General features: G+C 68.8%; 20 protein-coding genes. 4 read left to right on the forward strand and 16 right to left on the reverse strand.

The annotated features are described in order from the left end of the window. Positions 1 to 8: 8 nt before the first annotated feature. Positions 9 to 5,768, reverse strand: coding sequence for an excinuclease ABC subunit UvrA (uvrA, locus tag ACUDCK_RS04660; protein ID WP_175168341.1), 5,760 nt, complete (start codon positions 5,766 to 5,768; stop codon positions 9 to 11). Between the two features lie 243 nt (positions 5,769 to 6,011). On the opposite strand from uvrA, the gene ACUDCK_RS04665 reads away from it, so the two are divergent. From ACUDCK_RS04665 to ACUDCK_RS04675, 3 genes are read left to right on the forward strand one after another with little or no spacing between them, the layout of a single operon-like run. Next, positions 6,012 to 6,791 carry an IclR family transcriptional regulator gene (locus tag ACUDCK_RS04665; RefSeq protein WP_049071586.1) on the forward strand — a complete coding sequence of 260 codons (780 nt, stop codon included), beginning with the start codon at positions 6,012 to 6,014 and terminating at the stop codon, positions 6,789 to 6,791. A 24-nt stretch (positions 6,792 to 6,815) separates the two neighbouring features. Beyond that, positions 6,816 to 7,460 carry a bifunctional 4-hydroxy-2-oxoglutarate aldolase/2-dehydro-3-deoxy-phosphogluconate aldolase gene (locus ACUDCK_RS04670; RefSeq protein WP_175168342.1) on the forward strand — a complete coding sequence of 215 codons (645 nt, stop codon included), beginning with the start codon at positions 6,816 to 6,818 and terminating at the stop codon, positions 7,458 to 7,460. Continuing rightward, a complete protein-coding gene (locus ACUDCK_RS04675; RefSeq protein ID WP_175168343.1) occupies positions 7,453 to 8,376 on the forward strand; it encodes a sugar kinase in 924 nt (307 codons plus the stop codon). The genes ACUDCK_RS04670 and ACUDCK_RS04675 overlap by 8 nt, the downstream gene beginning before the upstream one ends. Before the next feature lie 239 nt (positions 8,377 to 8,615). On the opposite strand, the gene ACUDCK_RS04680 is transcribed toward ACUDCK_RS04675, so the two are convergent. Together ACUDCK_RS04680 and ACUDCK_RS04685 are read right to left on the reverse strand one after the other, a co-directional pair. After that, positions 8,616 to 8,744: a hypothetical protein gene (locus tag ACUDCK_RS04680; RefSeq protein ID WP_006226408.1), complete on the reverse strand. Its 129-nt coding sequence runs from the start codon at positions 8,742 to 8,744 to the stop codon at positions 8,616 to 8,618. Positions 8,745 to 9,415: 671 nt separating this feature from the next. Beyond that, positions 9,416 to 10,381, reverse strand: a complete 966-nt coding sequence (locus ACUDCK_RS04685; RefSeq protein ID WP_054501807.1) for a LysR family transcriptional regulator — start codon at positions 10,379 to 10,381, stop codon at positions 9,416 to 9,418. Positions 10,382 to 10,604: 223 nt separating this feature from the next. Here ACUDCK_RS04685 and ACUDCK_RS04690 point away from each other — a divergent pair, with 223 nt between their 5' ends. Beyond that, entirely contained in the window at positions 10,605 to 11,540 is a 936-nt protein-coding gene (locus tag ACUDCK_RS04690; RefSeq protein ID WP_054501806.1) for a glycosyltransferase family 2 protein, read from the forward strand. 37 nt (positions 11,541 to 11,577) lie between these two features. Here the strand turns inward: ACUDCK_RS04690 and ACUDCK_RS04695 are convergent, their stop codons facing one another. The 13 genes from ACUDCK_RS04695 to ACUDCK_RS04755 form a co-directional block, all read right to left on the reverse strand. Next, positions 11,578 to 12,321 (reverse strand): ABC transporter ATP-binding protein, encoded by a 744-nt coding sequence (locus ACUDCK_RS04695; RefSeq protein ID WP_445659290.1) that lies wholly within the window; start codon positions 12,319 to 12,321, stop codon positions 11,578 to 11,580. After that, the gene (locus ACUDCK_RS04700; protein WP_175168344.1) at positions 12,321 to 14,114 is read right to left on the reverse strand and encodes a branched-chain amino acid ABC transporter ATP-binding protein/permease; all 1,794 of its coding nucleotides are present in this window, start codon (positions 14,112 to 14,114) and stop codon (positions 12,321 to 12,323) included. The genes ACUDCK_RS04695 and ACUDCK_RS04700 overlap by 1 nt, the downstream gene beginning before the upstream one ends. Beyond that, complete coding sequence (locus ACUDCK_RS04705; protein WP_054416489.1) at positions 14,111 to 15,151, reverse strand: branched-chain amino acid ABC transporter permease; 1,041 nt, start codon at positions 15,149 to 15,151, stop codon at positions 14,111 to 14,113. Before ACUDCK_RS04705 ends, ACUDCK_RS04700 begins: the two co-directional genes overlap by 4 nt. Positions 15,152 to 15,303: 152 nt before the next feature. Then, the gene (locus ACUDCK_RS04710) at positions 15,304 to 16,452 is read right to left on the reverse strand and encodes an ABC transporter substrate-binding protein (protein WP_054501802.1); all 1,149 of its coding nucleotides are present in this window, start codon (positions 16,450 to 16,452) and stop codon (positions 15,304 to 15,306) included. 163 nt (positions 16,453 to 16,615) lie between these two features. Next, positions 16,616 to 17,344 carry an SDR family NAD(P)-dependent oxidoreductase gene (locus tag ACUDCK_RS04715; RefSeq protein ID WP_054501801.1) on the reverse strand — a complete coding sequence of 243 codons (729 nt, stop codon included), beginning with the start codon at positions 17,342 to 17,344 and terminating at the stop codon, positions 16,616 to 16,618. A 38-nt stretch (positions 17,345 to 17,382) separates the two neighbouring features. Next, on the reverse strand, positions 17,383 to 18,168 hold the full coding sequence (locus ACUDCK_RS04720; RefSeq protein ID WP_020925011.1) for a cyclase family protein: 786 nt from the start codon (positions 18,166 to 18,168) through the stop codon (positions 17,383 to 17,385). 31 nt (positions 18,169 to 18,199) lie between these two features. After that, positions 18,200 to 19,441 carry an SDR family NAD(P)-dependent oxidoreductase gene (locus ACUDCK_RS04725; RefSeq protein ID WP_175168345.1) on the reverse strand — a complete coding sequence of 414 codons (1,242 nt, stop codon included), beginning with the start codon at positions 19,439 to 19,441 and terminating at the stop codon, positions 18,200 to 18,202. Next, positions 19,438 to 20,613 carry a thiolase family protein gene (locus tag ACUDCK_RS04730; protein WP_175168346.1) on the reverse strand — a complete coding sequence of 392 codons (1,176 nt, stop codon included), beginning with the start codon at positions 20,611 to 20,613 and terminating at the stop codon, positions 19,438 to 19,440. Before ACUDCK_RS04730 ends, ACUDCK_RS04725 begins: the two co-directional genes overlap by 4 nt. Beyond that, positions 20,610 to 22,241 carry an AMP-binding protein gene (locus ACUDCK_RS04735; protein WP_054501798.1) on the reverse strand — a complete coding sequence of 544 codons (1,632 nt, stop codon included), beginning with the start codon at positions 22,239 to 22,241 and terminating at the stop codon, positions 20,610 to 20,612. Before ACUDCK_RS04735 ends, ACUDCK_RS04730 begins: the two co-directional genes overlap by 4 nt. 9 nt (positions 22,242 to 22,250) lie before the next feature. Next, positions 22,251 to 22,742, reverse strand: coding sequence for an aromatic-ring-hydroxylating dioxygenase subunit beta (locus ACUDCK_RS04740; protein WP_049071602.1), 492 nt, complete (start codon positions 22,740 to 22,742; stop codon positions 22,251 to 22,253). Then, positions 22,739 to 24,052, reverse strand: coding sequence for an aromatic ring-hydroxylating dioxygenase subunit alpha (locus ACUDCK_RS04745; RefSeq protein ID WP_054416497.1), 1,314 nt, complete (start codon positions 24,050 to 24,052; stop codon positions 22,739 to 22,741). Before ACUDCK_RS04745 ends, ACUDCK_RS04740 begins: the two co-directional genes overlap by 4 nt. Before the next feature lie 27 nt (positions 24,053 to 24,079). Continuing rightward, entirely contained in the window at positions 24,080 to 25,057 is a 978-nt protein-coding gene (locus tag ACUDCK_RS04750; protein ID WP_175168347.1) for a PDR/VanB family oxidoreductase, read from the reverse strand. Between the two features lie 22 nt (positions 25,058 to 25,079). Further along, the gene (locus tag ACUDCK_RS04755) at positions 25,080 to 26,624 is read right to left on the reverse strand and encodes an indolepyruvate oxidoreductase subunit beta family protein (protein ID WP_054501796.1); all 1,545 of its coding nucleotides are present in this window, start codon (positions 26,622 to 26,624) and stop codon (positions 25,080 to 25,082) included. Between the last annotated feature and the right edge of the window lie 5 nt (positions 26,625 to 26,629).

The following is a 26,629-nucleotide window of genomic DNA, read 5'->3' on the forward strand; positions in this document are numbered from 1 at the left end:
GACTCTCTTTACTGTTGCGCCAGGAACTCCGTCAGCACCCGGCCCGTGTGGGAGTGGTCGCGCAAGGTCATGACGTGTTCCGGCGACCCCTGCGCCACCAGCTTGCCGCCGCCGGTGCCGCCCTCGGGGCCCAGGTCCAGCAGCCAGTCGGCCTCGGCGATGACGTCGAGATTATGCTCGATCACCACCACCGTGTTGCCGGCTTCCACCAGGCGGTGCAGCACGTGGATCAGCTTTTCCACGTCGGCCATCGACAGGCCCACGGTCGGCTCGTCCAGCACGTACAGCGTGTGCGGGATGCGCGAGGCGCGGCCGGTCTTGATCAGGCCGTCGGTCAGGCGGGCCTTGGACAGCTCGGTCACCAGCTTGATGCGCTGCGCCTCGCCGCCGGATAGCGTCGGCGAAGGCTGGCCCAGCGTCAGGTAGCCCAGGCCGACGTCCTGCATCAGCTGCAGCGGCCGATGGATCTTGGGGTGCGCGGCGAAGTATTCGATCGCGTCATCGACTTCCATGGCCAGCAGTTCGCCGGCGTTCTTGCCGCGCATCTGCACGCTCAGCGTGTCGCTGTTGAAGCGCGCGCCGTTGCAGGCGTCGCACGGCACCTTCACGTCGGGCAGGAAGTTCATTTCGATGGTGCGCATGCCCTGGCCTTCGCAGATCGGGCAGCGGCCGTCGCCGGTATTGAACGAGAAGCGCGCCGAGGTCCAGCCGCGCATGCGCGCTTCGCGCGTGTCGGCGAACTGCTTGCGCACGTCGTCCCAGAAACCAACGTAGGTGGCCGGGCACGAGCGCGGCGTCTTGCCGATCGGGGTCTGGTCCACTTCCAACACGCGGTCGATCGCTTCCCAGCCCTTGATGCTTTCGCAGCCGGCCCAGCCGGGCGCCTTGCCCTGCGAGACGGCCTGCATCAGGTTGTCCAGCAGCACTTCGCGCGCCAGGGTCGATTTGCCGGAGCCGGACACGCCGGTCACCACGCTCAGGCGGCCGACCGGGATCTTGGCGTCGACGCTGCGCAGGTTGTGCAGGCGCGCGCCCTTGATCTCGATCATGGGGGTGTCGGCCTCGACCGGGCGGCGGCCCTGCAGCGGGTGCTGCAAGGGCTTGGCCAGGTAGCGGCCGGTGACGGATTCGGGCGCGTCGATCAGGTCCTGCGCGCTGCCCTGCGCCACCACGCGGCCGCCGCGGATGCCGGCGCCGGGGCCGATGTCGATGATGTGCGAGGCGCGGCGGATGGTGTCGTCGTCATGCTCGACCACCACCAGCGTGTTGCCGTTGCCTTCCAGGCGCGCCAGCGCGTCCAGCAGGATGCGGTTGTCGCGCGGGTGCAGGCCGATAGTTGGCTCGTCCAGCACGTAGCAGACGCCCTGCAGGTTCGAACCCAACTGCGCCGCCAGCCGGATGCGCTGCGCCTCGCCGCCCGACAGGGTGGGGGCGGCGCGATCCAGCGCCAGGTAGTTCAGGCCGACTTCCTGCATGAAGTTCAGGCGCCCGCGGATCTCGGTGAGGATGTCGCGGGCGATCTCGCCTTCGCGGCCGCGCGCCACCAACCCGGTGAAGAAGGTGTGCGCGTCCGACACCGGCAGCGAGGCCAGCTCGGCGATCGACTTGTCGCGCCAGCGCACGGCGCGCGCGACCCGGTTCAGGCGCTGGCCGTCGCACTGCGTGCAGACCTTGGCCTCGCCTTCGTACCAGGCGTTCCAGGCGGTTTCCTCGCCGGTCTGCTCTTCGTCGAAGCCCTGCAGTTGCAGGCCGGTGCCGAAGCAGCCGGTGCACCAGCCATGCTTGGAGTTGTACGAGAACAGGCGCGGGTCGGGCTCGGGGAAGCTGGTGCCGCACGAGGGGCAGGCGCGCTTGACCGAGAAATGCTGCTGCTGCAGTTCGCTGTTCAGCGCCTCGTGCAGCTTGTCCACCGGCCACACCACCGACATCACGCCCTGGCCGTTTTCCAGCGCGCTCTTGACCGCGGCGCGCAGGTCAGCCTCGTTGGCCGGGTCGACCACCACGTCGGCCACCGGCAGTTCGATGGTGTGTTCCTTGTAGCGGTCCAGGCGCGGCCACGGCGCCACCGGGATGAATTCGCCGTCGACCCGCAGGTGCGTGTGGCCCTTGGAGCCGGCCCACTTGGCCAGGTCGGTGTAGTAGCCCTTGCGCGCGGTGACCAGCGGCGCCAGCAGGCCGATGTGCTCGCCCTTGCGCTCGCGCAGCAGGCGCGCCACGATCTGGTCGGTGTTCTGCGGCTCCACCGCGACGTTGCAGTCCGGGCAGTATTGCGTGCCCAGCTTCACGTACAGCAGGCGCAGGAAGTGGTGGATCTCGGTCATCGTGGCCACGGTCGACTTGCGGCCGCCGCGGCTGGTGCGCTGTTCGATGGCCACGGTCGGCGGGATGCCGAAGATGGCGTCCACATCCGGCTTGCCGGCCGGCTGCACGATGGCGCGGGCGTAGGCGTTGAGCGATTCGAGATAGCGGCGCTGGCCTTCGTTGAACAGGATGTCGAAGGCCAGGGTCGACTTGCCCGAGCCGGACACGCCGGTGATCACGGTGAACTTGTCGCGCGGGATCTCGACGCTGACGTTCTTCAGATTGTGCTCGCGCGCATTGCGGATCTCGATCGCCATGTTGTCCTGGCGGCGCTTGCGCATGACCGATTGCAGCGGCGTGCCTTCGCCGGCGCCATAGGCGGCGGTCGGCTCGGCGATGCGGGCCGTCAGGCCGGCCTGTTCGGCTTCCTGCGCGTCGATGTCGCTGCTGACCACCACGTCGGCCGGCAGGATGCTGACCTCGTAGTCGCGCAGCGCCGCGCCGGTGTGCGAGGCGGGGTTGGCCATCAGGTCCTGCGGCGTGCCGACGCCGATCACCAGGCCGCCGGCGTCGCCGCCTTCGGGGCCCAGGTCGATCAGCCAGTCGGCCGCGCGGATCACGTCCAGGTTGTGCTCGATGACCAGCAGCGTGTGGCCCGCGGCCAGCAGCTTGCGGAAGGCGCGCATCAGGCGCGCGACGTCATCGAAGTGCAGGCCGGTGGTGGGTTCGTCGAACAGGAACAGGCTGCCCTTCTTGGCGACCTTGGCGGTGGAGATGCCGCTGCGCGCCGCCTCGGCCAAGTGGCCGGCCAGCTTCAGGCGCTGCGCCTCGCCGCCCGACAGGGTCGGCACCGGCTGGCCCAGCCGCACGTATTCCAGGCCGACGTCGGCCAGCGGCGCCAGGCCGGTCTGCACGTCGCGCAGGCCCTTGAAGAACTCCAGCGCCTCGCTCACGGTCATTTCCAGCACCTCGTCGATCGAGGCGCTCTTGCCCAGGTGCTCGACGCGCACTTCCAGCACTTCGGGGCGGAAGCGCTTGCCGTCGCAATCGGGGCAGCGCAGGTAGACGTCGGACAGGAACTGCATCTCGACGTGTTCGAAGCCGGTGCCGCCGCAGGTGGGGCAGCGGCCGTCGCCGCCGTTGAAGCTGAAGGTGCCGGCGGTGTAGGCGCGTTCACGCGCCAGCGGCGCCTGCGCGAACAGCTTGCGGATCGCGTCGAACGCGCCCACGTAACTGGCCGGGTTGGAACGCGCGGTCTTGCCGATCGGGGTCTGGTCGACCATGACGACGTCGGCGATCTGCTCGGCGCCCAGCAGGCGCTCGAAGGCGCCCGGCGCTTCCGACGGCTTGCCCTTCTGCTTGAGCAGGGCGGGGAACAGCACATCCTGCACCAGCGTCGACTTGCCCGAGCCGGACACGCCGGTCACGCACACCAGCCGGCCCAGCGGCAGCTCGACCGAGACATACTTCAGGTTGTGGGCGCTGACGCCTTCGAGCAGCAGGCGCGGCGTGTTGGCCGCCACCGGCATGGGGCGCGGCGCTTCGACGCGCTGGCGTCCGCCGAGATAGTCGCCGGTCAGCGTGCGGGCCGCGCGCAACTGCGCCGGCGTGCCGTCGAACACGATCTGGCCGCCGCGTTCGCCGGGGCCGGGGCCGATGTCGATGATGCGGTCGGCGGCCACCATGACCTGCGGGTCGTGCTCCACCACCACCAGCGTATTGCCGGCGTTGCGCAGCCGGTGCATGACCTCGACCACGCGGTGCATGTCGCGCGGGTGCAGGCCGATGGACGGCTCGTCCAGCACGAACAGCGTGTTCACCAGCGAGGTGCCGAGCGCGGTGGTCAGGTTGATGCGCTGCACCTCGCCGCCGGACAGCGTGCGGCTCTGGCGGTCCAGCGTCAGGTAGCCCAGGCCGACGTCGCACAGGAATTTCAGGCGCGCGCGCACCTCGGTCATGAGCAGGTCGGTGGCGGCGTCCAGCGCGCCTTCGAACGACAGCTTGTCGAAGAACGCGCGCACCCGTTCGATGGGCAGCAGCATCACGTCATGGATCGACAGGCCGTCCAGGTTGTCGAGCTGCTCGCGGCTCCAGTTGGCGCCGACCGGCATGAAGCGCTTGTAGCGGCCGTCTTCCGGCGGCAGCACGCTGTCGGCCTCGGCCTTGGTGCCCAGGCGCCACAGCAGCGCGTCAGGCTTGAGGCGCGCGCCGTTGCAGGTAGGGCAGGGGGTGTAGCTGCGGTACTTGGACAGCAGCACGCGCACGTGCATCTTGTACGACTTGGTCTCGAGCCAGTCGAAGAAACGCTGCACGCCGTACCACTGGTGCTTCCAGGCGTCGTTGCCGCCCTTCCAGTCGGGCGTGCCGTACAGCACCCAGCGCTTGTGCTCCTCGCTCATGCTCTTCCACGGCACGCCCAGCGGGATGCCGGCGCGCGGCGCGTACTTCTGCAGATCGTCCTGGCATTCCTTGTACGAGGGCGTGGTCCAGGGCTTGATGGCGCCTTCCAGCAGGGTCTTGTTCTCGTCCGGGATGACCAGGCCGAAGTCGATGCCGATCACGCGGCCGAAGCCGCGGCAGGCCTCGCAGGCGCCCAGCGGCGAGTTGAACGAAAAGCTGCTGGGCAGCGGGTCGGTGTATTCGATGTTGCAGTCGGCGCAGTGCAGGCGGTCGCTGTACTTCCAGATGTGCGCGTCGGCGCCCTCGGCGTCCATGACGTACACGGCCAGATGGCCGGCGCCCATGCGCAATGCCGTATCCAGCGCTTCCATCACGCGTTCGCGTTCGGTGCCGGCGAAGCGGAAGCGATCCTGGATCACGTGCAGGATGCGGCGCTCCTCGGTGGCGGCCTTGGCCTTGCCCTTTTCCTTCTTGGCGCCCTTGGCCGGCGCGGTGGCGTTCGGCACGGCGGTTTCCTCGGCGTGCACGCGGGTGTAGCCCTGCTGCTCGAGGAAGCCGCGCACTTCGTCTTCGGTGAAGTTGGCCGGCACGGCGATGGGGAAGGTCACCACCAGGCGCGGATCGCCGGCCGCGGCCGAGCGTTCGGCCAGCGAGCGGTGGATCGATTCGGGGGTGTCACGCTGCACCACCTTGCCACAGCCACGGCAGTGCAGGCGCGCGCCGCGCGCGAACAGCAGCTTGATGTGGTCATTGAGCTCGGTCATCGTGCCGACCGTGCTGCGCGAACTGCGCACCGGATTGGTCTGGTCGATGGCGATGGCCGGCAGGATGCCTTCGATGCGATCCACCTGCGGCTTGTCCATGCGGTCCAGGAACTGGCGCGCATAGGGCGAGAAGGTTTCCACGTAGCGGCGCTGGCCCTCGGCGTAGAGGGTGTCGAAGGCCAGCGAACTCTTGCCGGACCCCGACACGCCGGTCACGACCACCAGTTCGCCGGTGGCGATGGTCAGGTCCAGGTTCTTGAGATTGTTCTGGCGGGCGCCAACGATGCGGATTTGGGAGCTCATGGACGGTATCGTAGCCTGAGGGAGGGGGCGGCCCCGGACGACGGCCAATGGCTGGTTCCGGGCGCGGCGATATGGAATAATTGCCTATATCGTGAGGCATGTGTCCACAATGTGGTCAAACATGCGCGACGAAGCTGTACAAATAAACAGTATCGCAGATTCGTCTGAAATTAGCGCGGTTTGCCGAGTGCTTTCCGCGGGCGCGTTGTTAACGCAGGGCATCTACCCGAGGTGGGGGCGGTTGTGTCGGAATCCAAGGTGGCGGGCGCGGCCGCGTTCGCCAAGTTCATGACGGTGTTGCAGGCGGTGGCCGACGCGCCGCGGCCGCCCACGGCGGCGGCGCTGGCGCGCAGCAGCGGCTATCCGCGGCCGACCGTCTACCGCATTGTGGCGGCGCTGGCCGAGCAGGGCATGGTGGCCGAAGCCGACGGTGCCTATCGCCTCGGGCCGCGCCTCCTGGCCCTGGCCAGCCGCGCCTGGTCGCAGTTCGACCTGCGCGCCGCGCTGGCGGCCGACCTGCAGGCGCTGCGCGACGCCACCGGCGAGACCGTGCACCTGGCGGTGCCGGCCGGCGCCGAAATGATCTATATCGACAAGCTTGAAAGTCCGGGCCCGGTGCGCATGGCCTCGCGCGTGGGCGCGGCGGTGGCGCTGCATTCGAGCGCGGTCGGCAAGGCCTACCTGGCCGCGCTGGACGAGCCGGCGCGCGAACACCTGCTGCGCGACCTGCCGCTGGAATCGCGCATGCCCGGCACCGTGGCGAGCCTGCCCGCGCTGCGCGCGGCGCTGGCCGAGACGGCGGCGCGCGGCTACGCGCTGGACAACGAGGAAAACGAGCCCGGCATCGTCTGCTACGGCGTGGCGCTGCGCGATGCCGGCGGCCAGCCGGTCGCATGCGTCAGCGTCAGCACGCTGATGTTCCGGCGCAGCGACGATCCGCAATCGGCCTATATCGAACCCCTGCTGCGGCTGCGCGATGCGGCCGCCGCCAAACTCGCCGTGCTGCCATCCGGCGGCGCCTGAACGATCCATCCCGAAAGGAATGCCATGACCGCTGCTCCCCGTGCCTCGAAACTCGACGCCTTGCTCGCCGCCCGGGTCGTGCCCGTGCTGCGCTACCAGGATGCCGCCACGGCGGCCTACGCCGCCGAGGTGGCCGTGGCCGCCGGCTGCACCACGCTGGAACTGACCTGGACCATTCCGGGCGTGACCGACCTGGTGCGCGCGCTGCGCGACAAGCACGGCCCCGCGCTGCTGCTGGGCGTGGGCACGGTGCTGGATGAAACCCAGGCGCGCGAGGCCCTGGTGGCCGGCGCCGACTTCCTGGTGTCGCCCGCACTGGCCACCGAAATCGTCGACCTGGCGCATGCCGCCGACGCCCTCTGCCTGCTGGGCGCCTTCACGCCCACCGAGGTGCTGGCCGCGCGCCGCGCTGGCGTCGATGTCGTCAAGGTGTTCCCGGCCGACACCGGCGGCCCCAAGCACCTGGCGGCGCTGAAATCGGTGTATCCGGACACGGTGTTCTGCCCCACCGGCGGCGTCACCGCCGAGAACATGACCGCGTATTTCGCCGCCGGCGCGGGCCTGGTCGGCATCGGCAGCAACCTCTATGACAAGGCCGCCTTCGCCGCGCGCGACACGGCCGCCCTGGTGGCGCAGATCACCCGCACCCGCGAGGCCGCCCATGGCTGATTTCGATATCGTCGCGCTAGGCGAACCGCTGGTCGAACTGAACCAGACCAGCCAGGACCAGCGCCAATACCTGCAAGGCTTTGGCGGCGACACCTCCAACGCCGTCATCGCCGCCGCCCGCCAGGGCGCGCGCTGCGCCTACCTGACGCGCGTCGGCGATGACGCCTTCGGCGCGCAGTTCCTGGCCTTGTGGCGCGACGAGGGCGTGGACACCTCGGGCGTCGAGGTCGACGCCACTGCGCACACCGGCCTGTACTTCGTGCAGCACGGCCCCGACGGCCACGCCTTCAGTTACCTGCGCCGCGGCTCGGCCGCCAGCCTGATGACGCCCGCCAGCCTCGACGGCGGCCTGATCGAACGCGCCCGCTTCCTGCACGTCTCCGGCATCAGCCTGGCGATCAGCACCAGCGCCTGCGACACGGTCTTCGCCGCCATCGCCCGCGCCCGCGCGGCCGGCGTGCAGGTCAGCCTGGACTCGAACCTGCGGCTGCGCCTGTGGCCGCTGGACCGCGCCCGCGCCGTGCTGCGCGAAGCGCTGTGCCACGCCGACCTGTTCCTGCCGAGCATGGACGACATGCAGCACCTGACCGGCAACGACGACCCCGAACGCACGCTCGACTGGATCCGCGACGCCGGCGCCACCGGCGTGGTGGTGCTGAAGCTGGGCAAGGACGGCTCCATCATCGACGACGGCAAGACCCGCACGCCGGTCGCGGCCCTGCGCGTGGACGCGGTCGACGCCACCGGCGCCGGCGACTGCTTCGCCGGCAGCCTGCTGGCGCGCCGCTGCCAGGGCGACGATTGGGCCGACGCGGTGCGCTATGCCAACGTGGCGGCGGCGCTGTCGACGCTGGGCTATGGCGCGGTCGACCCGTTGCCCCGCGCCGAGCAGGTGCTGGCGAAGCTGCGGGGTTGAGGCCTGGGGCTGAAGGGGGTGCCAACGATTGGGGCCGGCACCCACCGCCGGCGCCATGGGCGACCCGTCGACAATGACCTGCCGGCACCGCGCGGGCCGCCCTCCCGCCAGTTTCTCCGGGCCGTTTGTCTAGCGCTGGCGTGCCCGGCCGCCCAAACAAAAATCCCCGCCGGTTCGCACCAGCGGGGATTTTTTCGATCGGGCCGCATGCCAGGAACCTGGCGCGGCGGGCGGGTCATTTAGACGCGCTTGATCTTTTCCAGCATCTTGAACACACCCTTGGGCGACTTGACGAACAAGCGCTTGAAGGCCTTGCCCAGGCAACGGCGTTCCAGGGTGTTGCGACGCACGCGTTTGCGTTCAGCCATGTTGATTCTCCTGTTGAATTTGCGGAAATCGAATTAGCGGGGCGAAGCCGCCTTCAAGCTTGGCTTGCGGGTGTCTTCGACCCGGCCGCACAACCGGAAACTGGGCTGGCGGGGAAATTGGGTAACTCGGCATTCTAGCCTGAAAGTGGCGAGGGCGCCAATTTGGGCGGCTTGCCTGGAGGGCCGGGAACGTTAAAAAATAGGGACGCATTTGGCTTGGTAAGCCCCCTTTCGGTCCGCTCCGTATGCAGGACATGCATCGACAGGCCAGCTGATTGGCCCCTTCGCACACGCGAGAGCGCCATCATCCCGACGCAAGACACCGCGTAAGCCTCAAAAGGCCGCCCGCGCGGCCGGTTTGAGGCGAACCCCGCAAGATCCTCCGCTCCACTCCTGATAGTCGCCAGCACGCCAAGCAAGCCGACCGCCCCAACGCCAGACGCTAAGTCTCATCGTGAGCGCGTGGCGGGATCGGCGGGGGATGGCGGGGCGTGTAGATGCGCCCGACGGAATCTGAAGGGAAGGCCGAAGGCCTGGACGAAGATGAGGAAGGGGGGGGCCGCCTAGGCAAGTCCGGAGCGAAGGCTCCGGACCGCAATCGTAGCCCCGCCATCCCCCGCCGATCCCGCCACGCGCGGCGCAAGAACCCCGCATCGTCCAGAAAAAAACGACTACTCAGCCGGCCCCAACTTAGGCCGAATGAAATCCATGAACGCCCGCGTCTTGGCCGGTTGAATACTCGACGGATACACCACGTAGATCGAAATGGGATCCACCGACCACCCCGGCAACACCCGCCGCAACGAATTGCGCTTGATGATCGGATCCAGCGCCTGGCAATGCGGCATCCGCGTGATCGCCAGATCCAGCCCCGCCAGCGTCCCCGCGATGCTCATGTTGTTTGCCGCCAGATGCCCCTTCACCGGCACCTGCTCGCTCACCCGCCCATTGTGCAGCGTCCAGTGCGAATGGGCGTCGTCGATCGTCGTGCGCAGGCATTGATGCTGCGTCAGGTCCGACGGCGTCTTCGGTTCCCCGAAACGTTCCAGATAGCGGTCCGACGCATAAAGATAGTTGTTCAGCGCCACCAGTTCCTGCACCACCGCGCCGTCGCTGCGGGGCGCCGGCGCAGCGCCATTGCCATTGCCGTGGTCGGCGTTCGTCACCGGATAGTCGCTGTTGCGGCCGAAACGCAGCACGATGTCGAACGGCGTGCCCTGGGCGTCGGACGCCGTCATCATGCTCAGGTCGAACTCGCACTCCACCTCGGGATAGCGGTCCGTGAAATCGTTGATCGTTTCCGGCAGCAGCCAGATCGCCAGACTGTAGGGCATAGACACCCGCAGATTGCCCGAGGGGCCGCCCGATAGCGCCTGCAACTGTTCGTGCGCCAGGCGGGCCTCGTCGATCAGGCCCTGGCAGCGGCTCATGTAGGCCGCGCCGGCTTCCGTCAGGTCCAGGCGGCGGGTGTTGCGGTTGATGAGGCGCAGGCCGATCGCGCGTTCCAGCTCGTTGATACGGCGCGACAGCGTCGAGGTGGGCATGTTCAGCGCCCGGGCGGCCAGGCTGAAGCTCTTGCGCTTGGCCACTTCTACAAACAGGGCGATGTCGTTGAGCTGGACGGTCGGGGCTTCCATAGGCGTTCCGGTGTGGGCCGCCCGAGTTTACGCCACTCCGGCGCGAGTCCCAACGTCGGCGCCGCGGACCAGAATCAGTCCGAGAATCCGCGCCTTGTCAGATTTGATTGCAAATTTGCATGCCATGCCATCAGTTGCCGCGGGCATATCCCCTAAACTTCAGGCGAACACACCATACCAAGACCGCAGCGGTTATCCGGAATCGCCAAGGGGCCCAGTTCGCATGATCGATACGCCGACGTTTTTCACCGTCCTGACGCCCACCTACAACCGGGCGGGGACGTTGCACAGGGTGTACGAATCCCTATCCCGCCAGACATTCCGGGATTTCGAGTGGGTGATCGTGGACGATGGCTCCACCGACAATACCCACGAAGCCGTGCTCGACTGGCAGCAGCGGGCCCGTTTCCCCATTCGCTACATCTGGCAGAACAACCAGCATAAGAAAACCGCCTTCAACCGGGGCGTGCGCGAGGCGCATGGCCAGTTGATCGTGGCGCTCGACAGCGACGACGAGATGCCGCCCGAGGCGCTGGCGACGTTCAAGGCGGCGTGGGAGGCCATCCCGCCGGCGCGGCGCGATTCATACGTGGCGGTGACCGGCCTGTGCGCCCGGCCCGACGGCAGCATCGTGGGCGACCGCTATCCGCAGGACGTGTTCGACAGCACGGCGGTGGACGTGTATTTCCGCTACCGCATCAAGGGCGAGAAATTCGGTTGCATGCGCACCGACGTCCTCAAGAAGTATCCGTTTCCGGAAAACGTGGCGGGGTTCGTGCCCGAGAGCCTGGTGTGGTGGGCGATCGCGCGGGCCGGTTACCTCAGCCGCTTCATCAATCAAGTGGTGCGCACCTACCACGACACGCCGGGCGGCCTGAGCCAGAGCACGACGTCGGTGGCCAACAACGCCCAGGGCCTGTACCTGCTGGCCTGGGACATGCTACAGCACCACCTGGAATTCTTCCGCTTTCGGCCGCGCGAATTCATCATGGCCGCGGCCCGTTATACGCGCTTCCGGCTGCATCTGAAGCACTCCGGCGTACCCACGGCGCTGCAGGCCTATCGCCTGACAAACCCATGGGCGCGCCTGATGGTGGGCGTGATGTGGCCGTTGGGCTATGCGCTGTACCGCCGCGACCGGCGGCGCGGCGTGGCATGAGGGGTGGCCGGGCGTTCACCCGGGCCGCCATGCGAGGCTATGCCGGGGCTGACGCGGCGTGGCCGAGGCCCAGGTAGACCTCGACCACGCGCGGGTCTTCGGCGACCTGGGCGGCGGGGCCTTCCAACGTGAAGCTGCCGGTTTCCAGCACGTAGGCGTAATCGGCCACCTGCAGCGCGGCGCGCGCGTTCTGTTCGATCAGCAGGATCGACACGCCCATACCGCGCAACTGCTCGACGATGCGGAACACCTCGCGCACGATGCGCGGCGCCAGGCCCAGGCTGGGTTCGTCCAGCATCAACAGGCGCGGCTTGGCCATCAGCGCGCGGCCCACCGCCAGCATCTGGCGTTCGCCGCCGGACAGCGTGCCCGACAACTGCGCGCGGCGTTCGCGCAGGCGCGGGAACAGGTCGTAGACCTCGGCCAGCGTCTGGTCCTGGTCGCGCAGGCCGCGGCGGAAGCGGTCGAAGCCGCCCAGCATCAGGTTGTCTTCCACCGACATCTCGGCGAACAGCTCGCGTTTCTCCGGCACCAGGTTCATGCCGGCCGCCACCATTTCCTCGATCTCGGCGTGTTCCTGGCGCTTGCCGCCGAACACGATTTCGCCGCGCGAGGGCAGCACGCCCATGATGGCCGACAGCAGGGTGGTCTTGCCGGCGCCGTTGGGGCCGATGACGGTGACGATCTTGCCTTCGTCCACCGACAGGCTGACGCCCGAGACGGCCTCGACCTTGTCGTAGGCCACGCGCAGGTCGCGCACTTCCAGCAGTTTCGCGCTCATCATTCCACTCCGCCCAGATAGGCTTCCAGCACCGCGGGGTTGTGCTGGATCTCCGCCGGCAGGCCCTCGGCGATCTTCTCGCCGAAGTCCATCACCACCACGCGGTCGACCAGGCCCATCACGAAATCCATGTCGTGCTCGACCAGCAGGATCGCCATGCCCTCGGCCCTCAGCTTTTTCAGCAACTCGGCCAGTTCGCATTTTTCCTGGTAGCGCAGGCCGGCGGCCGGTTCGTCCAGCAGCAGGATGCAGGGATCCGACGCCAGCGCCCGCGCGATCTCCAGGATGCGCTGCTGGCCCAGCGCCAGCGAGCCGGCCTCGTCGTGCAGGTGTTTGCCCAGGCCGACGCGCTCGACCTGGCGCGCGGCCTCGGCCAGCAGGCGGGCCTCCTCGGCGCGGTCCAGGCGCCAGGCCGCCGGCAGCACGCCGCGATGGCCGCGCAGGTGGGCGCCGATGGCGACGTTCTCCAGCACGCTCATGCGGCCCAGCAGGCGCACGTGCTGGAAGGTGCGCGACAGGCCCAGGCGGGCGATGCGGCGCGCGCCGGCGCCGGCCACTGGCTGGCCCAGCAGCGTGACCTGGCCGGAGGTGGGCGTGTCCACGCCCGAGATCTGGTTGAACATGGTGCTCTTGCCGGCGCCGTTGGGGCCGATCAGCGCCAGGATCTCGCCCGCGCGGATCTCCAGGTTCATGGCGTTGTTGGCGACGAGGCCGCCGAACTTGCGGGTCACGTCGACCGCTTTCAGCACCACTTCGCCGCGCGGCGGCATGGGCTTGCGCGGCAGCGGCTCGGCCGTGCTGTCGATCTGGCGCTGGCGCTTGCGCACCGGCACGCAGCGCGCCAGCACCGGCCACAGGCCGCCGCGGAAGCGGTGCAGCAGCAGCACCATGCCGAAGCCGAACACGATCACCTCGAAGTTGCCGGTCTGGCCCAGCAGCTTGGGCAGCCAGTCCTGCAGCCATTGCTTGAGCACCGTGAACACGCCCGCCCCGACCAGCGCGCCCCACACCTGGCCGGCGCCGCCGATGACGGTCATGAACAGGTACTCGATGCCCATCTGCAGGCCGAACGGATTCGGATTGACGAAACGCTGCATGTGCGCGTACAGCCAGCCCGAGGCGCAGGCCTGCAACGCCGCGATGATGAAGATCACCATGCGCGAGCGGGCCGTGTCCACGCCCATCGATTCGGCCATGACGCGGCCGCCCTTGAGGGCGCGGATGGCGCGACCCTCGCGCGAATCGAGCAGGTTGCTGGTCGACCACATGGCCACCAGCAGGAAGGCCCAGATCAGGTAGTAGATCTCATCGCCCTGCGTCAGCGCCCAGCCGAACAGGTGGATGGCCGGCACGTCGGGGATGCCGGTGTGGCCGCCCAGGCCCTCGACCGAGCCGAAGGCGAAGTACAGCGACAGGCCCCAGGCGATGGTGCCCAGCGGCAGGAAGTGGCCGGACAGCTTGAGCGTGATGGCGCCCAGCAGGTAGGCCACCACCAGGGTCAGCAGCAGGCCTGCCAGCAGCGTCAGCCAGGGCGAGGCGCCCAACCACGCCAGCCAGGCGGGCAGGGCGTCGGCGCGGGTGGTGAGCAGCGCGGTGGTGTAGGCGCCGACGCCGACGAAGGCCGCCTGGCCGAAGCTGGTCAGGCCGCCCACGCCGGTCAGCAGCACCAGCCCCAGCGCCACCATGGCGTACAGGCCGATGTAGTTCAGCAGCGTGACGTAGAACGGCGGCAACGCCAGCGGCGCGGCCGCCAGCAGCGCCAGGAACACGAGGACGAGGTGGCGCGGGGTCATTCTTCTTCTTCCTCGACGTGGTGGCTTTTCAGGGAACGCCAGAGCAGCACGGGAATGATCAGCGTGAAGACGATGATCTCCTTGTAGGCGCTGGCCCAGAACGAGGAGAAAGCCTCGATCAAGCCGACCAGCACGGCGCCGGCGGCGGCCAGCGGGTAGCTCACCAGGCCGCCGATGATGGCGCCGACGAAGCCCTTCAGGCTGACCATGAAGCCGGAATCGAAATACATGGTGGTGATGGGCGCGATCAGGATGCCCGAGACGGTGCCGATCAGCGCCGCCAGGAAAAACGTGGCCTTGCCGGCGAACACCGGCGAAATGCCCATCAGGCGCGCGCCGAGCCGGTTGAAGGCGGCCGCGCGCAATGCTTTGCCGTACATCGAGCGCTCGAAGAACTGGTACAGCACCACGATCAGCAGCGCCGACACCGCCACCACCCACAGCGCCTGGCTGTTGACGTTGACCGGACCCAGCGCCAGGCTGGCGTCGCTGAACGGCGCGGTGCGCGCGCCTTCGGCGCCGAAGGCCAGCAGGCCCAGGCCCACCAGCGCCAGGTGTACGGCGATCGACACGATCAGCAGCACCAGCGTCGAGGCCGAGGCGATCGGCTGGTAGAACAGGCGATAAAGCTGCGGACCCATCGGCACCACCAGCAGCAGCGTCAGCAGCGCCTGCACGGCCATCGGCAACTGCGCCAGCGGCAGGCGGTAGAACAGCGCGGCCAGCAGCAGCGGATACACCACCTTGGCGATGATGCGCCACAGCGGCGCGCGGCGTCCCGGCCGCCTGGCGCGCGCCATCAGGTCGGCCACGGCTTCGGCCAGCGCGAACGCCAGCAGCAGCCACACCAGCAGCACCGGCTTGCCGGCCTGCAGCGCGGCCATGGTGAGCGCGCCGAAGGCGACGAACTCGCCCTGGGGGATGAACAGCACGCGGGTAACGGTAAAGACCAGCAGGATGGACAAGGCCAGCAGCGCGTAGATGGCGCCATTGGTGATGCCATCCTGCCCGAGTATCAGGGCGATCTGAGCATTCATCGGTACTTCCGGATAAAACGGAAAAACATTGCAGCGGTTTTATCTCCGCTTGAACCCTGCCCATCGGGATGCCGCGGAGCCGGCTCTGCCGGTCCGCAGGCATGCCCCCTGGGGGGGAGGCGCGCAGCGCTTCGGGGGGGGGCTATTTCGGTTTACTTCACCAGCGTCCAGTTGCCGTCCTTGACGGTGATGAGTTCGCGGCCGCGGTCGTCGAAGCCGCTGTGGTCGGCGGCGCTCATGTTGTAGACGCCCTGGGTGCCGACCAGCTCGCGGGTCTGCTCCAGCGCGTCGCGCAGCGCGCTGCGGAATTCCTTGGTGCCCGGCTTGCCGGCCTTCTCGGCCAGCGGAATGGCCTTCTCCAGCAGCAGGCCGGCGTCGTAGACGTTGGCGCCGAAGGTGGCGGGCTTGGAGCCGTTGAGCTTTTCGTAGGCGGCGATGTAGTCGCTGGCGACCTTCTTGGACGGGTTGCTGTCGGGCATTTCCGGCAGCACCAGCATCAGGCTGGCGGCCAGCACGGTGCCTTCGACCTTCTTGCCGCCGAGCTTGAGGAAGTCGGGCAGCGCGGCGCCGTGGGTCTGGTAGAACTTGCCCTTGTAGCCCTGGTCGAACAGCGTCGCCTGCGGCAGCACGCTGGCGGCGCCGGGAGCGGCCACCAGCACGGCGTCCGGCTTGGCCGCCAGGATTTTCAGCGCCTGGCCGGTGACCGAGCTGTCAAAGCGCAGGTAGCGTTCGTTGGCGGTGATCTTGATGCCCTTCTCGGCCGCCAGGCCGGAGAACACCTTGTACCAGTTCTCGCCATACGGATCGTTCAGGCCGATGAAGCCGACCGTCTTGATGCCGGTCTTGGCCATGTGGTCGACCAGCGCGCGGGCGATGATGTCATCGTTCTGGGTGGTCTTGAAGACCCACTTCTTCTGCTCGTTCATCGGCAGCACCACGGCGGCGGTGCCGACCGGCGCCAGCATCGGCACGCCGGCCTCGGCGGCGAACTGGATCACGCCCATGGCGTTGGGCGAGCCCGACGGCCCGATCAGGGCGTCGACGTTCTGTTCGGTGATGAGCTTCTTGAAGGCCGTGACCGAGTTGGTGGAATCGCTGGCGTCGTCCAGCGAGATGTATTCCACGGTCAGGTCGCCGATCTTCTTGGGCAGCAGCGGCACGGTGTTCTTTTGCGGGATGCCGACCAGCGCGGTGGGGCCGGTGGACGAGGTGACCACGCCGACCTTGACCTGGGCCAGGACGGGCAGGGAGACCAGCGTGGCCAGCACGGCGGCGGCCAGGGGGAGTTTCTTCGACAGCATGGCAAAACCTCCGGATAGGGGGCAGAGTGGGTGCGGCTGGAAAACGGAGAAAACGGATACCGCGGAAATTGCTTTTGGTTTCAACTTTCTGGCACTGCACTGTAGACGCGGTCTGCGTGCTTACCTATCCGTCAAAACCCGAAGCGGATGCGTGGGACGCCGGTCAGATGGTGATGGAGCTGACGCTGGCGCCGCCGCAGACGAACAGCGTCTGGCCGGTGACGAAGCTGTTGGCCGGGTCGGCGAAGAACATCACCGCCCGCGCCACGTCGTCCGAGCGTCCCAGGCGCTTGACCGGGATGCCGTTGGCAAGCTGCTTTTCGCGTTCGCTGCCGGGTTCGATCACTTCGTAGAACATGTCGGTCTGGATCGGGCCGGGCGCCACCACGTTGACGGTGATGCCATGGGGCGCCAGTTCCAGCGACCAGGTGCGCGCCATGCCGACCATGCCGGCCTTGGTGGCGGAATAAGCGGTGCGGGTGGGCAGGCCCAGCGCGCCGCGCGAGGACATCATGACGATGCGGCCGAAATGGCGTTCCTGCATGCCGGGCAAGGCCGCCTGCACCAGGCTGATGGCCGCGCCCAGGTGGATCTGGGTCAGGCCGTGCAGTTCCTCCTGGGTCACCTGCGGCAGCAGGTTGGGCCAGATGACGCCGGCGTTGTGGATGACATGGCTGACCGGAAAGCGCGCCGCGATCTCGGCGCCGGCCTGGGCCGTGGCGTCGGCGTCCAGCAGGTCGACCTGCACGTTGTGCAGGCGTGGGTGGCTGAAGTCGGCGGCGCGGCGCGCCATCGAGATCACCTCGTAGCCCGCGTCGAGCATGCTGCGGCAGATTTCTGCGCCGATGCCGGCGCTGCCGCCGGTGACGATGGCGACGTTGGTTTGCGTCATGGTGAATCCCCCTGTGTTCTGTTGTTCTTGATGGCCGCTCAGGCGCGCGGCGCCAGCGCCAGCACCCGCAGCGGGCTGCCCGAGCCGCTGCGGATCTTGAGCGGCGCCGAGAAGATCACCGCGCCGGTGGGCGGCAGCTGGTCCAGGTTGGTCAGGCACTGCAGGCCGTAGCGGTTGTTGCCGTGCATGAAGTAGTGGCAGGGGTAGGGCGGATTCAGGTGATGGGCCTGGCCGGCGTCGGTGCCCACCGATTCGGTGCCGAAGCCGTGCACGTCGCGTTCCTTGATCAGCCACGGCACCACCTCGGCGTCGGGGCCGGGCGAATGCGCGCCGTCTTCCTGCATGTTCAGGTATTCGGCCGGCTTGGCGCGCTTGGACCAGTCGGTGCGCATCAGCACCCAGGAACGGGCCGGGATGCGGCCATGCTGTTCCTCCCACTTCTTGACGAAGTCGATGGTCAGCAGGAAGTCCGGGTTGTCGCGCGCCTCGGCCGAACAGTCGATGACGCAGGCGCCGGCGATGAAGGCCTCCACCGGGATGGTGTCGACGGTGTTGTCGGGTTGGTCCTTGCCGGTGACCCAGTGCACCGGCGCATCGAAGTGGGTGCCGGTGTGCTCGGAGCACGAGAAATTGTTCCAATACCAAGCGGGGCCGCGCTCGTCATAGCGCGAGATCTCCTCGATACGGAACGGCCAGGCCTGGCCGAACTCCGGCGGCAGCACGATGGTGGGAAATTCGGGCGTCAGCGTCTCGGTCAGGTCCACCAGGCGGATGCGGCCCGACACCAGTTCGGTCATGAATTGGGCAAGTATGGGTTGGCTCATCTGTTGCTCCTTTGGTTTTCGTGTCGGGGCGTCAGGCGCCCAGTTCCCGTTCCAGTCCCTTGGGGTTCTCCGCCAGCCGCGCGCGGAATTCCTGGGCCACGTCGCCGACGTACACGTCCTCGACGCCATCCTTCAGCGCGCGCACGATGGCGCTCGCGATGGCCGTGGGCGCCACGCGCGGGGGCGGCGTGCGCTGCTCCCATTCGTGGTCGACCGGGCCGGGGAACACGTTCACCACGCGCACGCCGGCCGGCCGCATTTCGGCGCGCAGGCATTGCGCCAGCGACAGCGCGGCGGCCTTGGAGGCCGACCACATGCCGCGCGCCGGCAGGTTGACGTGGGCGTAGATCGACAGCACGTTGACCCAGGCCGTGGCGTTGTTGACGCCGTCGGCGGCGCGGCCGCACAGCGCTGGCCCGAAACCCTGCGCCAGCCGCATCAGGCCCAGCACATTGACGTCCAGGGCGTCGCGCGCGGTGTTGACGTCCTTGCGGCCGAGCAGGCCGCCTTCGCGTTCCAGGTCGGCGGTGTTGACCAGGATCTCGACCTTGCCGCCGATCGACGCGGCGGCGCGTTCGACCGAGTCGCTGTCGGTCACGTCCAGCGCCAGCGCCTGCACCCGCGGATCGGCCGCCAGCGCGTCGAAGCCGGCGTCGCGGCGCCAGGCCTGCGGGTCGCCCAGGAACACGGTCGGGCAGCCGGCGTCGAGCAGGGCGCGCGCCACCGCCTGGCCCACCGCCGACTTGCCGTCGGTGACCAGCGCCCGGCGGAATTTCGGATCGCACGAGGTCTCGCGCAGGGTCTTGTCGTCTTCCATATTGGGCGTATTCCTTTCGGGCAGGGCGATCATCACGGCCTGGCCGCCGCGGTCGAGCTTGAGCGCCAGCCGCACGCGGGCGCCGTCGGCGCAATCCTGGTGCACGTGCGCCACGACCGACGGGCCGGCGTCCATGCGCACCGTGCCCACCCGCCACGGCAGGCGTTCACGGAAATAGAGGTCGTTGCTGTGGTGCAGGGTGGTGCTGACCAGCAGTTCCCCATGCGGGTCCACCGGCCGCCAGGGCAGGTGTTCCGACAGGCAATGGCCGCAGACTTCGCGCGGCGGGTACTGCACCGCGCCGCAGTCGGCGCAGGTCTGCAGCTCGAAGCGGCCTTCGGCGGCCGCGGCCGTCAGGCCCAGGGCGGCGCGGCTGCGGGCGCCCGGCGGCAGGGTGGGCTGGCGCGTGCGCGCCACGGGATTCTTGCGCGGCGGCTTGGCTAGCGGCTCGGTCATGCGTCGCTCCTGGCCAGGATGGCCGCGGCGGTGCACAGGCCGCGGTCGTAGTTGATCATGCCGAAGCCGCTGACCAGGCCCAGGCGCGCGTCGGCCACCTGCGTGCCGCCGGCCGTGCCGGTCAACTGGCGCAGCGCCTCGACCATGCCCAGGTAGCCGCCGGCGGCGCCGGCCTGGCCCACCGACAACTGGCCGCCGTTGGTGTTGAAGGGGAAGCTGCCGTCGATGGTGAAGGTGTTGGCGCGCACGAATTGCGGCGCCTCGCCCTTGGCGCAGAAGCCCAGGTCCTCCATCTGCATCAGGTTGATGACGGGGTAGTCGTCGTAGGCCTGCAGGAAATCCATGTCGGCCGGCGCCGCGTCCGCCATGCCGTAGAGTTCGTCGATGTCCATGGTCCAGCCGCCGCGGGTCTGGATCGGGTCCTCGATCCAGGCGTTGTGGCGCTCGATGGTGGACAGGATGCGGGCGTAGGGCAGGTTCAGCGCCCGCGCCCGGTCTTCGCTCATCACCAGGAAGCCGTCGGCGCCAGCGCAGGGCATGACGCAGTCGAACAGGTGGATCGGGTCGGTGATGACGCGCGCGTCCAGGTATTGCTTGAGCGTCAGCGGCTTCTTCATCAGCGCGTGCGGATAGCGCAGCGCGTTGTCGCGCTGCGCCACGCAAACCTTGCCGAAGTCCTCGCGAGTGGCGCCGGTGCTGCGCATGTAGTGCGCGGTCAGCAGCGCGAAGCTGGCGTTGGGGCCGCCCGCGCCATAGGGGTAGACCGCGTCCTGGGCGAAGCGCGAGAACTGGCTGACGGTGTTGCGGAACGAGTCGACCTGGTTGGTGTCGCCCGCGATGCAGGCGACGATGCCGGCGTCGCCCGCCTGCACCGCGCGCGCGGCGCGGCGCAGCGCGGCCACGCCGCTGGCGCCGCCCATGGGGATGTGGTCGAGCCAGCGCGGGCTCATGCCCAGGTGCTGCGTCAGGCCCACGGCGGTGTCCGGCGCCAGCGTGAAGCTGGACACGCACAGGCCGTCGACGTCGGTCTTGGCGATGCCGGCCTGGCGGATCAGCGCGCCCAGCGCGCGGCCCAGCCACCAATGCGCGGCATGGGTGGAATAGCGCTCGTACGGAATGCTGACGGGCAGGGCCGCCACCACGCCGTCGTAGCGGGCGCGCGGCGGGGTCATCGGGCCGGCTCCTGGCGCTTCTTCATCGCGGTGGTGTCGACGCAGTTCGTGCTGCCGGGCAGCGTCGGCGCCAGCGCCTTCATTTCGCCGCGCTGGATCTTGTTGGTGGTGGTGAGCGGCAGGCTGTCGACGAAGGCGACGTAGCCGGGCGCCTTGTAATAGGCCAGTTGTTGCAGGCTCCACTGCACGATGTCGCGGGCCGCGTCGGCGCGGGCGGCGGCGTCGGCGGGCGCGGTTTCCGCCACCACGCAGGCCAGCACCTCGTCGCCGCGCACCGGGTCGGGCACGGCGGCCACCGCCACGGCCTTGACCAGCGGATGCTGCAGCAGCACGCTTTCGACTTCCACGGCGGAGATGTTCTCGCCGCTGCGGCGGATCACGTTCTTCTTGCGGTCGACGAAGCGCAGCGCGCCGTCGGCCTCGCGGCGCACGATGTCGCCGGTGTGGAACCAGCCGTCCTCCCAGGCCTGCGAAGTGGCCTCGGCGTCCTTCAGGTACCCGGCGAAGAAGCCGTAGCGCGGGTCATCGCCGGCATGGCGCACCAGCAGCTCGCCCGGCTCGCCGGCCGCGGCCTCGCCGCCGTGGTCGGCGACGATGCGCACCTCTACGTCGTCCTCTTCGCGGCCGAAGCAACTGCTGCCGATGTGGCGCGGCTCCTGGTTGGCGATGATGACGGCCCCGGCGCCGGTTTCGGTCATGGCCCAGGCTTCCAGCAGCGGAAAACCGAAGCGTTCCTCAAAGGGCTGGTGCAGCTTGCGGTCGACGCCCGCGCCGAAACCGAATCGGATGGCTGGCTGCCTGTCCCGCGCCGACGGTTCGGCCTTCATCAGGATCGCCGGCATCACGCCCAGGTAGTGCAGCACGGTGGCGCCGGATTCGCGCACGCTGTCCCACCAGGTCTTGGGATGGAAGCGGTCCAGTGGAATCAGGCAGCCGCCGGTCAGCACCATGGCCATGGCGGAATAGGCCATGGCGTTCATGTGCACCAGCGGCAGCGGCGTCAGCATGCGCTCCTCGCCGGGGCGCAGCTCGGCCAGGCCGCCGATGCGGGCGTACCAGCCGCCCGCGTGCAGGAAATAGCGATTCGGCAGGATGCAGCCCTTGGGACGGCCGGTGGTGCCGGACGTGTACAGCAGCGCGCACTCGGTCAGTTCATCCGGCTCGCCCGCCAGCGGCGCGGGGAAGGGCGCGGCGGGCGGGGCGTCGTCCGGCCCCATCACGCGCAGCGGCCGGCCGGCGCGCTCGGCGGCGGCCAGCAGGTCGGCGTGGCGCTCGGGCAGGGCCACCGCCAGCGCGATTTCGGAATGGCCGGTCAGGTACTCCAGTTCGGCCGCGCGCAGATCGGGGTTGATCGGCACCACCGACACGCCCAGCGCATTCAGCGCGAACCAGTGCAGGAAGAAGGCGGGGCGGTTTTCCAGCAGCAGGCCGGCGCGGTGGCCGTGGCCGTAGCCGGCGCGGGCATAGGCCGTCCGCAGCGTCTCGATGGCGGCGGCAGCCTGCGCATAGCCCAGTTCGCCGGCGCCGATGCCGTAGATGTCGGCGGTTTCCGGCAGGATGCACAGGAAGGGCCGGGCGCCGTGGCGGGCCGCGGTGTCCAGGAAAGCCTGGTGGACGGTGGTGCTCACAAGCCGCTCCTACATGAACAATTGGATGTTGCCGAACGCGGCGTCGCAGTTCACCAGGTCGACGCGCTTGAGGCGGATACGCAGCGCGCCGTCCTGCTCGACCAGGTGATGCGTGGCCCAGCCGGCGTACAGCGTCTGCGCGTCCTGCCGCGTCTCGACGTAATGGAAGGCGGTGCGCACCACGTGGCGGCCCTGGTCCGGCGCCGAATCGGGATGGTCGTGTTCGACCGTGGGCGCCTGCAGCAGATGATGGCAACGGCTCTTGGGCTGCTGCGAGAAGGTGCGCTGGCCGGCCAGGCGCTCGACCCGCACGCGCAGCAGCAGCTTGTCCTCGTACATGAGCGAGGCGTGCAGGCGGGCGTCGGTCTGGCCGTGGGCCAGCGGCATCCAGTAGTGGCCGTCCTCGGTGTACAGATCCAGCCAGTCCTCGAAGCGCAACTCGTCGAGCAGGCGCGCCTCGGCGTAGACGAAATCGATCAGGTCGCGGTCGCTCAAGCTCATGCCTGCTCCGTCATGTAGCGGCCCCATGCGCGGTATTGGTTGCGCATCTGCCATTCGTTGGTGCCGTTGGTGGTGACGTTCTTCTGGCCGATTTCGGCGGGGTCGTACAGGCGGCCGACGTTGACCCAGTCGCGGGCGCGCGATTGCAGGCCATCCTGCGCGCGCTCGTACATCTCCAGGTCGTCGTGGCCGACCACCGAGGTGGGCGCGTTGATCAGGCGGTTGTACATGAGAGTGCGTTCCAGCAGCAGGTCGGGCGCGCCGACCAGGCGGAAGGTCCACGACTCCACCAGGGTGCGGTCGGCGGCGATCGGCTTGAACACGCGCAGGGTCTGGATCGGGCCCTTGACCATGATGTTGGGGAAGTACACGGTGTTGTGGCGCACGTCGCCCAGGATCTGGCGGGCGCGTTCCTCGCCATAGGCGGCGACCATCGACTCCCAGTAACCCGGAATGCCCGAATAGGCGGCGTGGATCGAATCGGACACGCCGGTGTGTCCGTGGCCGTTTTCCCAGACGCGGATGCCCATGTTCTCGAAGAACTCGTAGGGCGAGATGAATGGCGCGAACAGTTCCACCGCCATCGGCTTGGGCGTGCCGGCCGGGGCCTGTTCCCAGACCTTGACCGCGGTGCCGGCCGACGACTCGTGCGCCACCATCGGATGGCAGGTGTCGGTCTGGTTGTCGACCAGCATCTTCCAGTTGCAGCGGTGCATGTAGCGCAGCACGCCGCCGGCCACTTCCAGCCGGCCCTCGGGCGAGCGGTCGACCATGTTGTCCAGCGTCGACAGCGCGTCGCCGAAGAAGTCTTCGAACGACTGGCCGTTCGGGTTCAGGCGGCAGAACACGAACCCGCGATGGTTGCGCACGTCTTTCACCGCCGCCATGCCCTGGCTGGCCTCACACTGCTCCAGGCCGGTGTTCTCATAGCCTTTTTTCAGCGGGATCGACAGCAGGCTGCCGTCGGTCTTGAAGGTCCAGGCGTGGTACGGGCAGCGGAAGAACTTGCCGGTGTTGCCGCAGGCGTCGCCCGCCACCATGGTGCCCTTGTGCGGGCAGCGGTTGTGCAGCACGCGCACCGAACGGTCGCTGTGGCGCACCATCACCACCGGCTGGTTGCCGACGGTGGTGGTGATGTAGTCGCCGGGGTTGGGCACCTGGCTGTCGTGGCCGACGTAGACCCAGGTGTTGGCGTACAGCCGTTCCATCTCCAGGTCGAACAGTTCGTCGTCGATGAACAGGTCCTTGTGCACCTCGGTCTCGCGCAGCAGGGCGCGGATGGCGTCGGGGTTGTCGCGGTATTTGGCCATGGGAGTCTCCTCTTGTCGCGCCCGGCCCTACAGGTCCAGCACCAGGCGCGCCGACTTGGCGCGCGAGATGCAGATCTGGATGATCTTGCCGCTGGCTTTCTCGGTATCCGACAGGTAGTAGTCGCGGTGGTCCGGCTCGCCCTCCAGCACGGTAGCCTGGCACACGCCGCATTCGCCGCGCTTGCAGTCGTACATCGGGTCGCAGCCTTCTTCTTCCATGACGTCGACGATGGTCTTGTCGGCGGGAATCGTCAGCACCCGGCCGGACTGGCGCAGCTCGACCTCGAAGGGCTGGTCGCCGGCCTGCGGCGCGGCGGTCGCGAACAGCTCGAAATGGATGTGGGCGTCGGGCCAGTGGCGGGCGCGCGCTTCCTGGATGACGGCGTCGATCAGGCCCTTGGGGCCGCAGACGTACAGGTGCTGGCGCGGGCTGGCGGCGTCCAGCAGCGCCTTCAGGTCGAAGCGGCAGGAAGCGTCGTCGTCCGCATGCGGCACCAGCGCGTCGCCGGCCAGCGCCTGCAATTCCGGCAGGAACGCCAGTTGGTCGCGGCTGCGGCCGCTGTAGTGCAGTTCGAAGGCGCGGCCGGCGGACTTGAGCGCCGCGGCCATCGACGCCACCGGCGTGATGCCGATGCCGCCGGCGATCAGCACCACCGGTTCGTCGCCAGCCGGACCCTCGTGCAGCGGGAAATCGTTCTTCGGCCCTTCGACGCTGAGCGTGTCGCCCACCGCCAGGCCATGCATGTGGCGCGAGCCGCCCGCGCTGGCTTCTTCCAGCCGCACGCCCAGGCGGTATTCGACGGGTTCGGCGAAGCGGCCGGCTTCCGGCGTCAGTTGCACCAGCGAGTAGCAGCGCGGTTCGCGCAGGCCCGGCACGCTGACCTTAAGGTGGGCGCCGGGGCCGAAGGCGGGCAGGGCGCCGCCGTCTTCGCGCGCCAGGCGCAGCGAGCGGATCAGCGGCGATTCCTGGCGGACTTCACGGACGATGAGTTTCAGGGTTTGCACGGCGTTCGTCTCTATCTCGATGTCAGGCGGCCAGTTTCTCGGCCAGTTGGCGTTCCATGGGGCCGCATTTCTCGTCGGCCAGCGCAGCCTGGCGCAAGGCGCGCAGCGAAGCCGCGGCATCGGGCCGGCCCGCCAGTTGGGCAGCGGCCGCGATCAATTGGCGGTACTTGCCGCCGCCGCGCGCGTGGGTGTCGCTGTAGCCCTTGACCAGGCGGCGGCAGTTGACGGTCTCGACGGCCAGGTCGTAGTCGCGCGGCGCCAGGCTGGCGATCAGGTCGAGCCATTGGGTCAGGCCCTCGGATTCGATCTGGTGGCGCAGCGTGCGGCGGCGGAAGCGCCGCATGCCGGCCAGCGTGTACAGCATCAGGAAGCCGACCAGCGTGCCGCTCTGCATGCGGCGGCCCTTGCCCAGGCGGCGTTCGACGAAGCCGCCGAAGGCCTTCGACCGTTCGAGCCAGCGGCCCAGCCCGGCCGGCAGCGTGCCGCAGATTTCCTCCAGCCGCGGATGCATGAATTCGGTGGTGTAGACCAGTTGGTCCGGCTTGGCGCCGACTTCGGCGCGCACGCGCTCGAAGCGGCTGCCGCGCGTCTTCAGGTCGGCCACGCGGATCACGTCGTCATAGGCCATGGCGGTGGCCAGGTAGCGCGCGGCGGCACAGGTCAGCGCCCATTGCTTCGATTCGCCGCCGTGGCGCGCGTCGAGTTCGCGGATCGCGGCCATGCGGGCCAGGTAGTCCTCGGCATAGGCCAGGTCCTGGAACTCGATCTGGCGGCGCGCGCCGGCCGTCAACATCGGCTGCGCACAGGCGGGGAAATCGCGCGTGATGCGGTCCAGCAGCGCCTGCGCCGCCGGGCTGGCGGCGCGTTCGGGCACGACCGGCTGTGGCCGGGTCAGGTCGATCGCGGCCGGTTGCGCGGGCGCCTGGTCGGCGGCCTCGAAGCCGAGCGCGAAGGCGCGCAGGCTGGCGTCCACGCCGACGCCGGCGCGGCGCACGGTGGCCTCGAAGTCGTCGCGCGAGAACGGCAGCGCGCCGCTGCCGGCGACGGCGCCGAACAGGCTGGCGCTGATGACGCTGCCGGCGCGGTCGGCCAGATCCTGCAGGTCGAAGCAGAGGAAGCGGCGGGCCGCCGCGCGGCCGGCTTCCAGCACCTTGTTGGGATCGGCAATGCCGTTGCCGGGCGCCGATTTCTCGCTGACCGCGTAGCTGCGGTGCGACGAGGCGATCAGCACGCTGCGGTCGGGCGTCACCAGCCCGCGCTGGATGGCGCGGCCGCCTTCCATCAGTTCGGCCGCTACCACCAGATCGACGTCGCCCGGCGTGGGCATCAGCGCCAGCGCGGGCGGACGGCCGGCGCGGGCCACGTCGGACTCGGGCAGCAGCTCCAGGTAATAGATGGTGGCGCCGGTGCGCTGCGCCACGCCCGGCACCGAGGTGGTCTGGGCCCACCAGCCGGCGTGCTCGGCCATGTCGACGATCCAGTCGGCCAGCACGCCGCCACCCTGGCCGCCCATGGCCAGGATGGCGATCTTGATGGGAGTGCCTTGCTGCAATGCCACCGGGTTCATGGGGC

The organism is Achromobacter sp. CF-sbj1-Ac2-l, assembly GCF_052698165.1.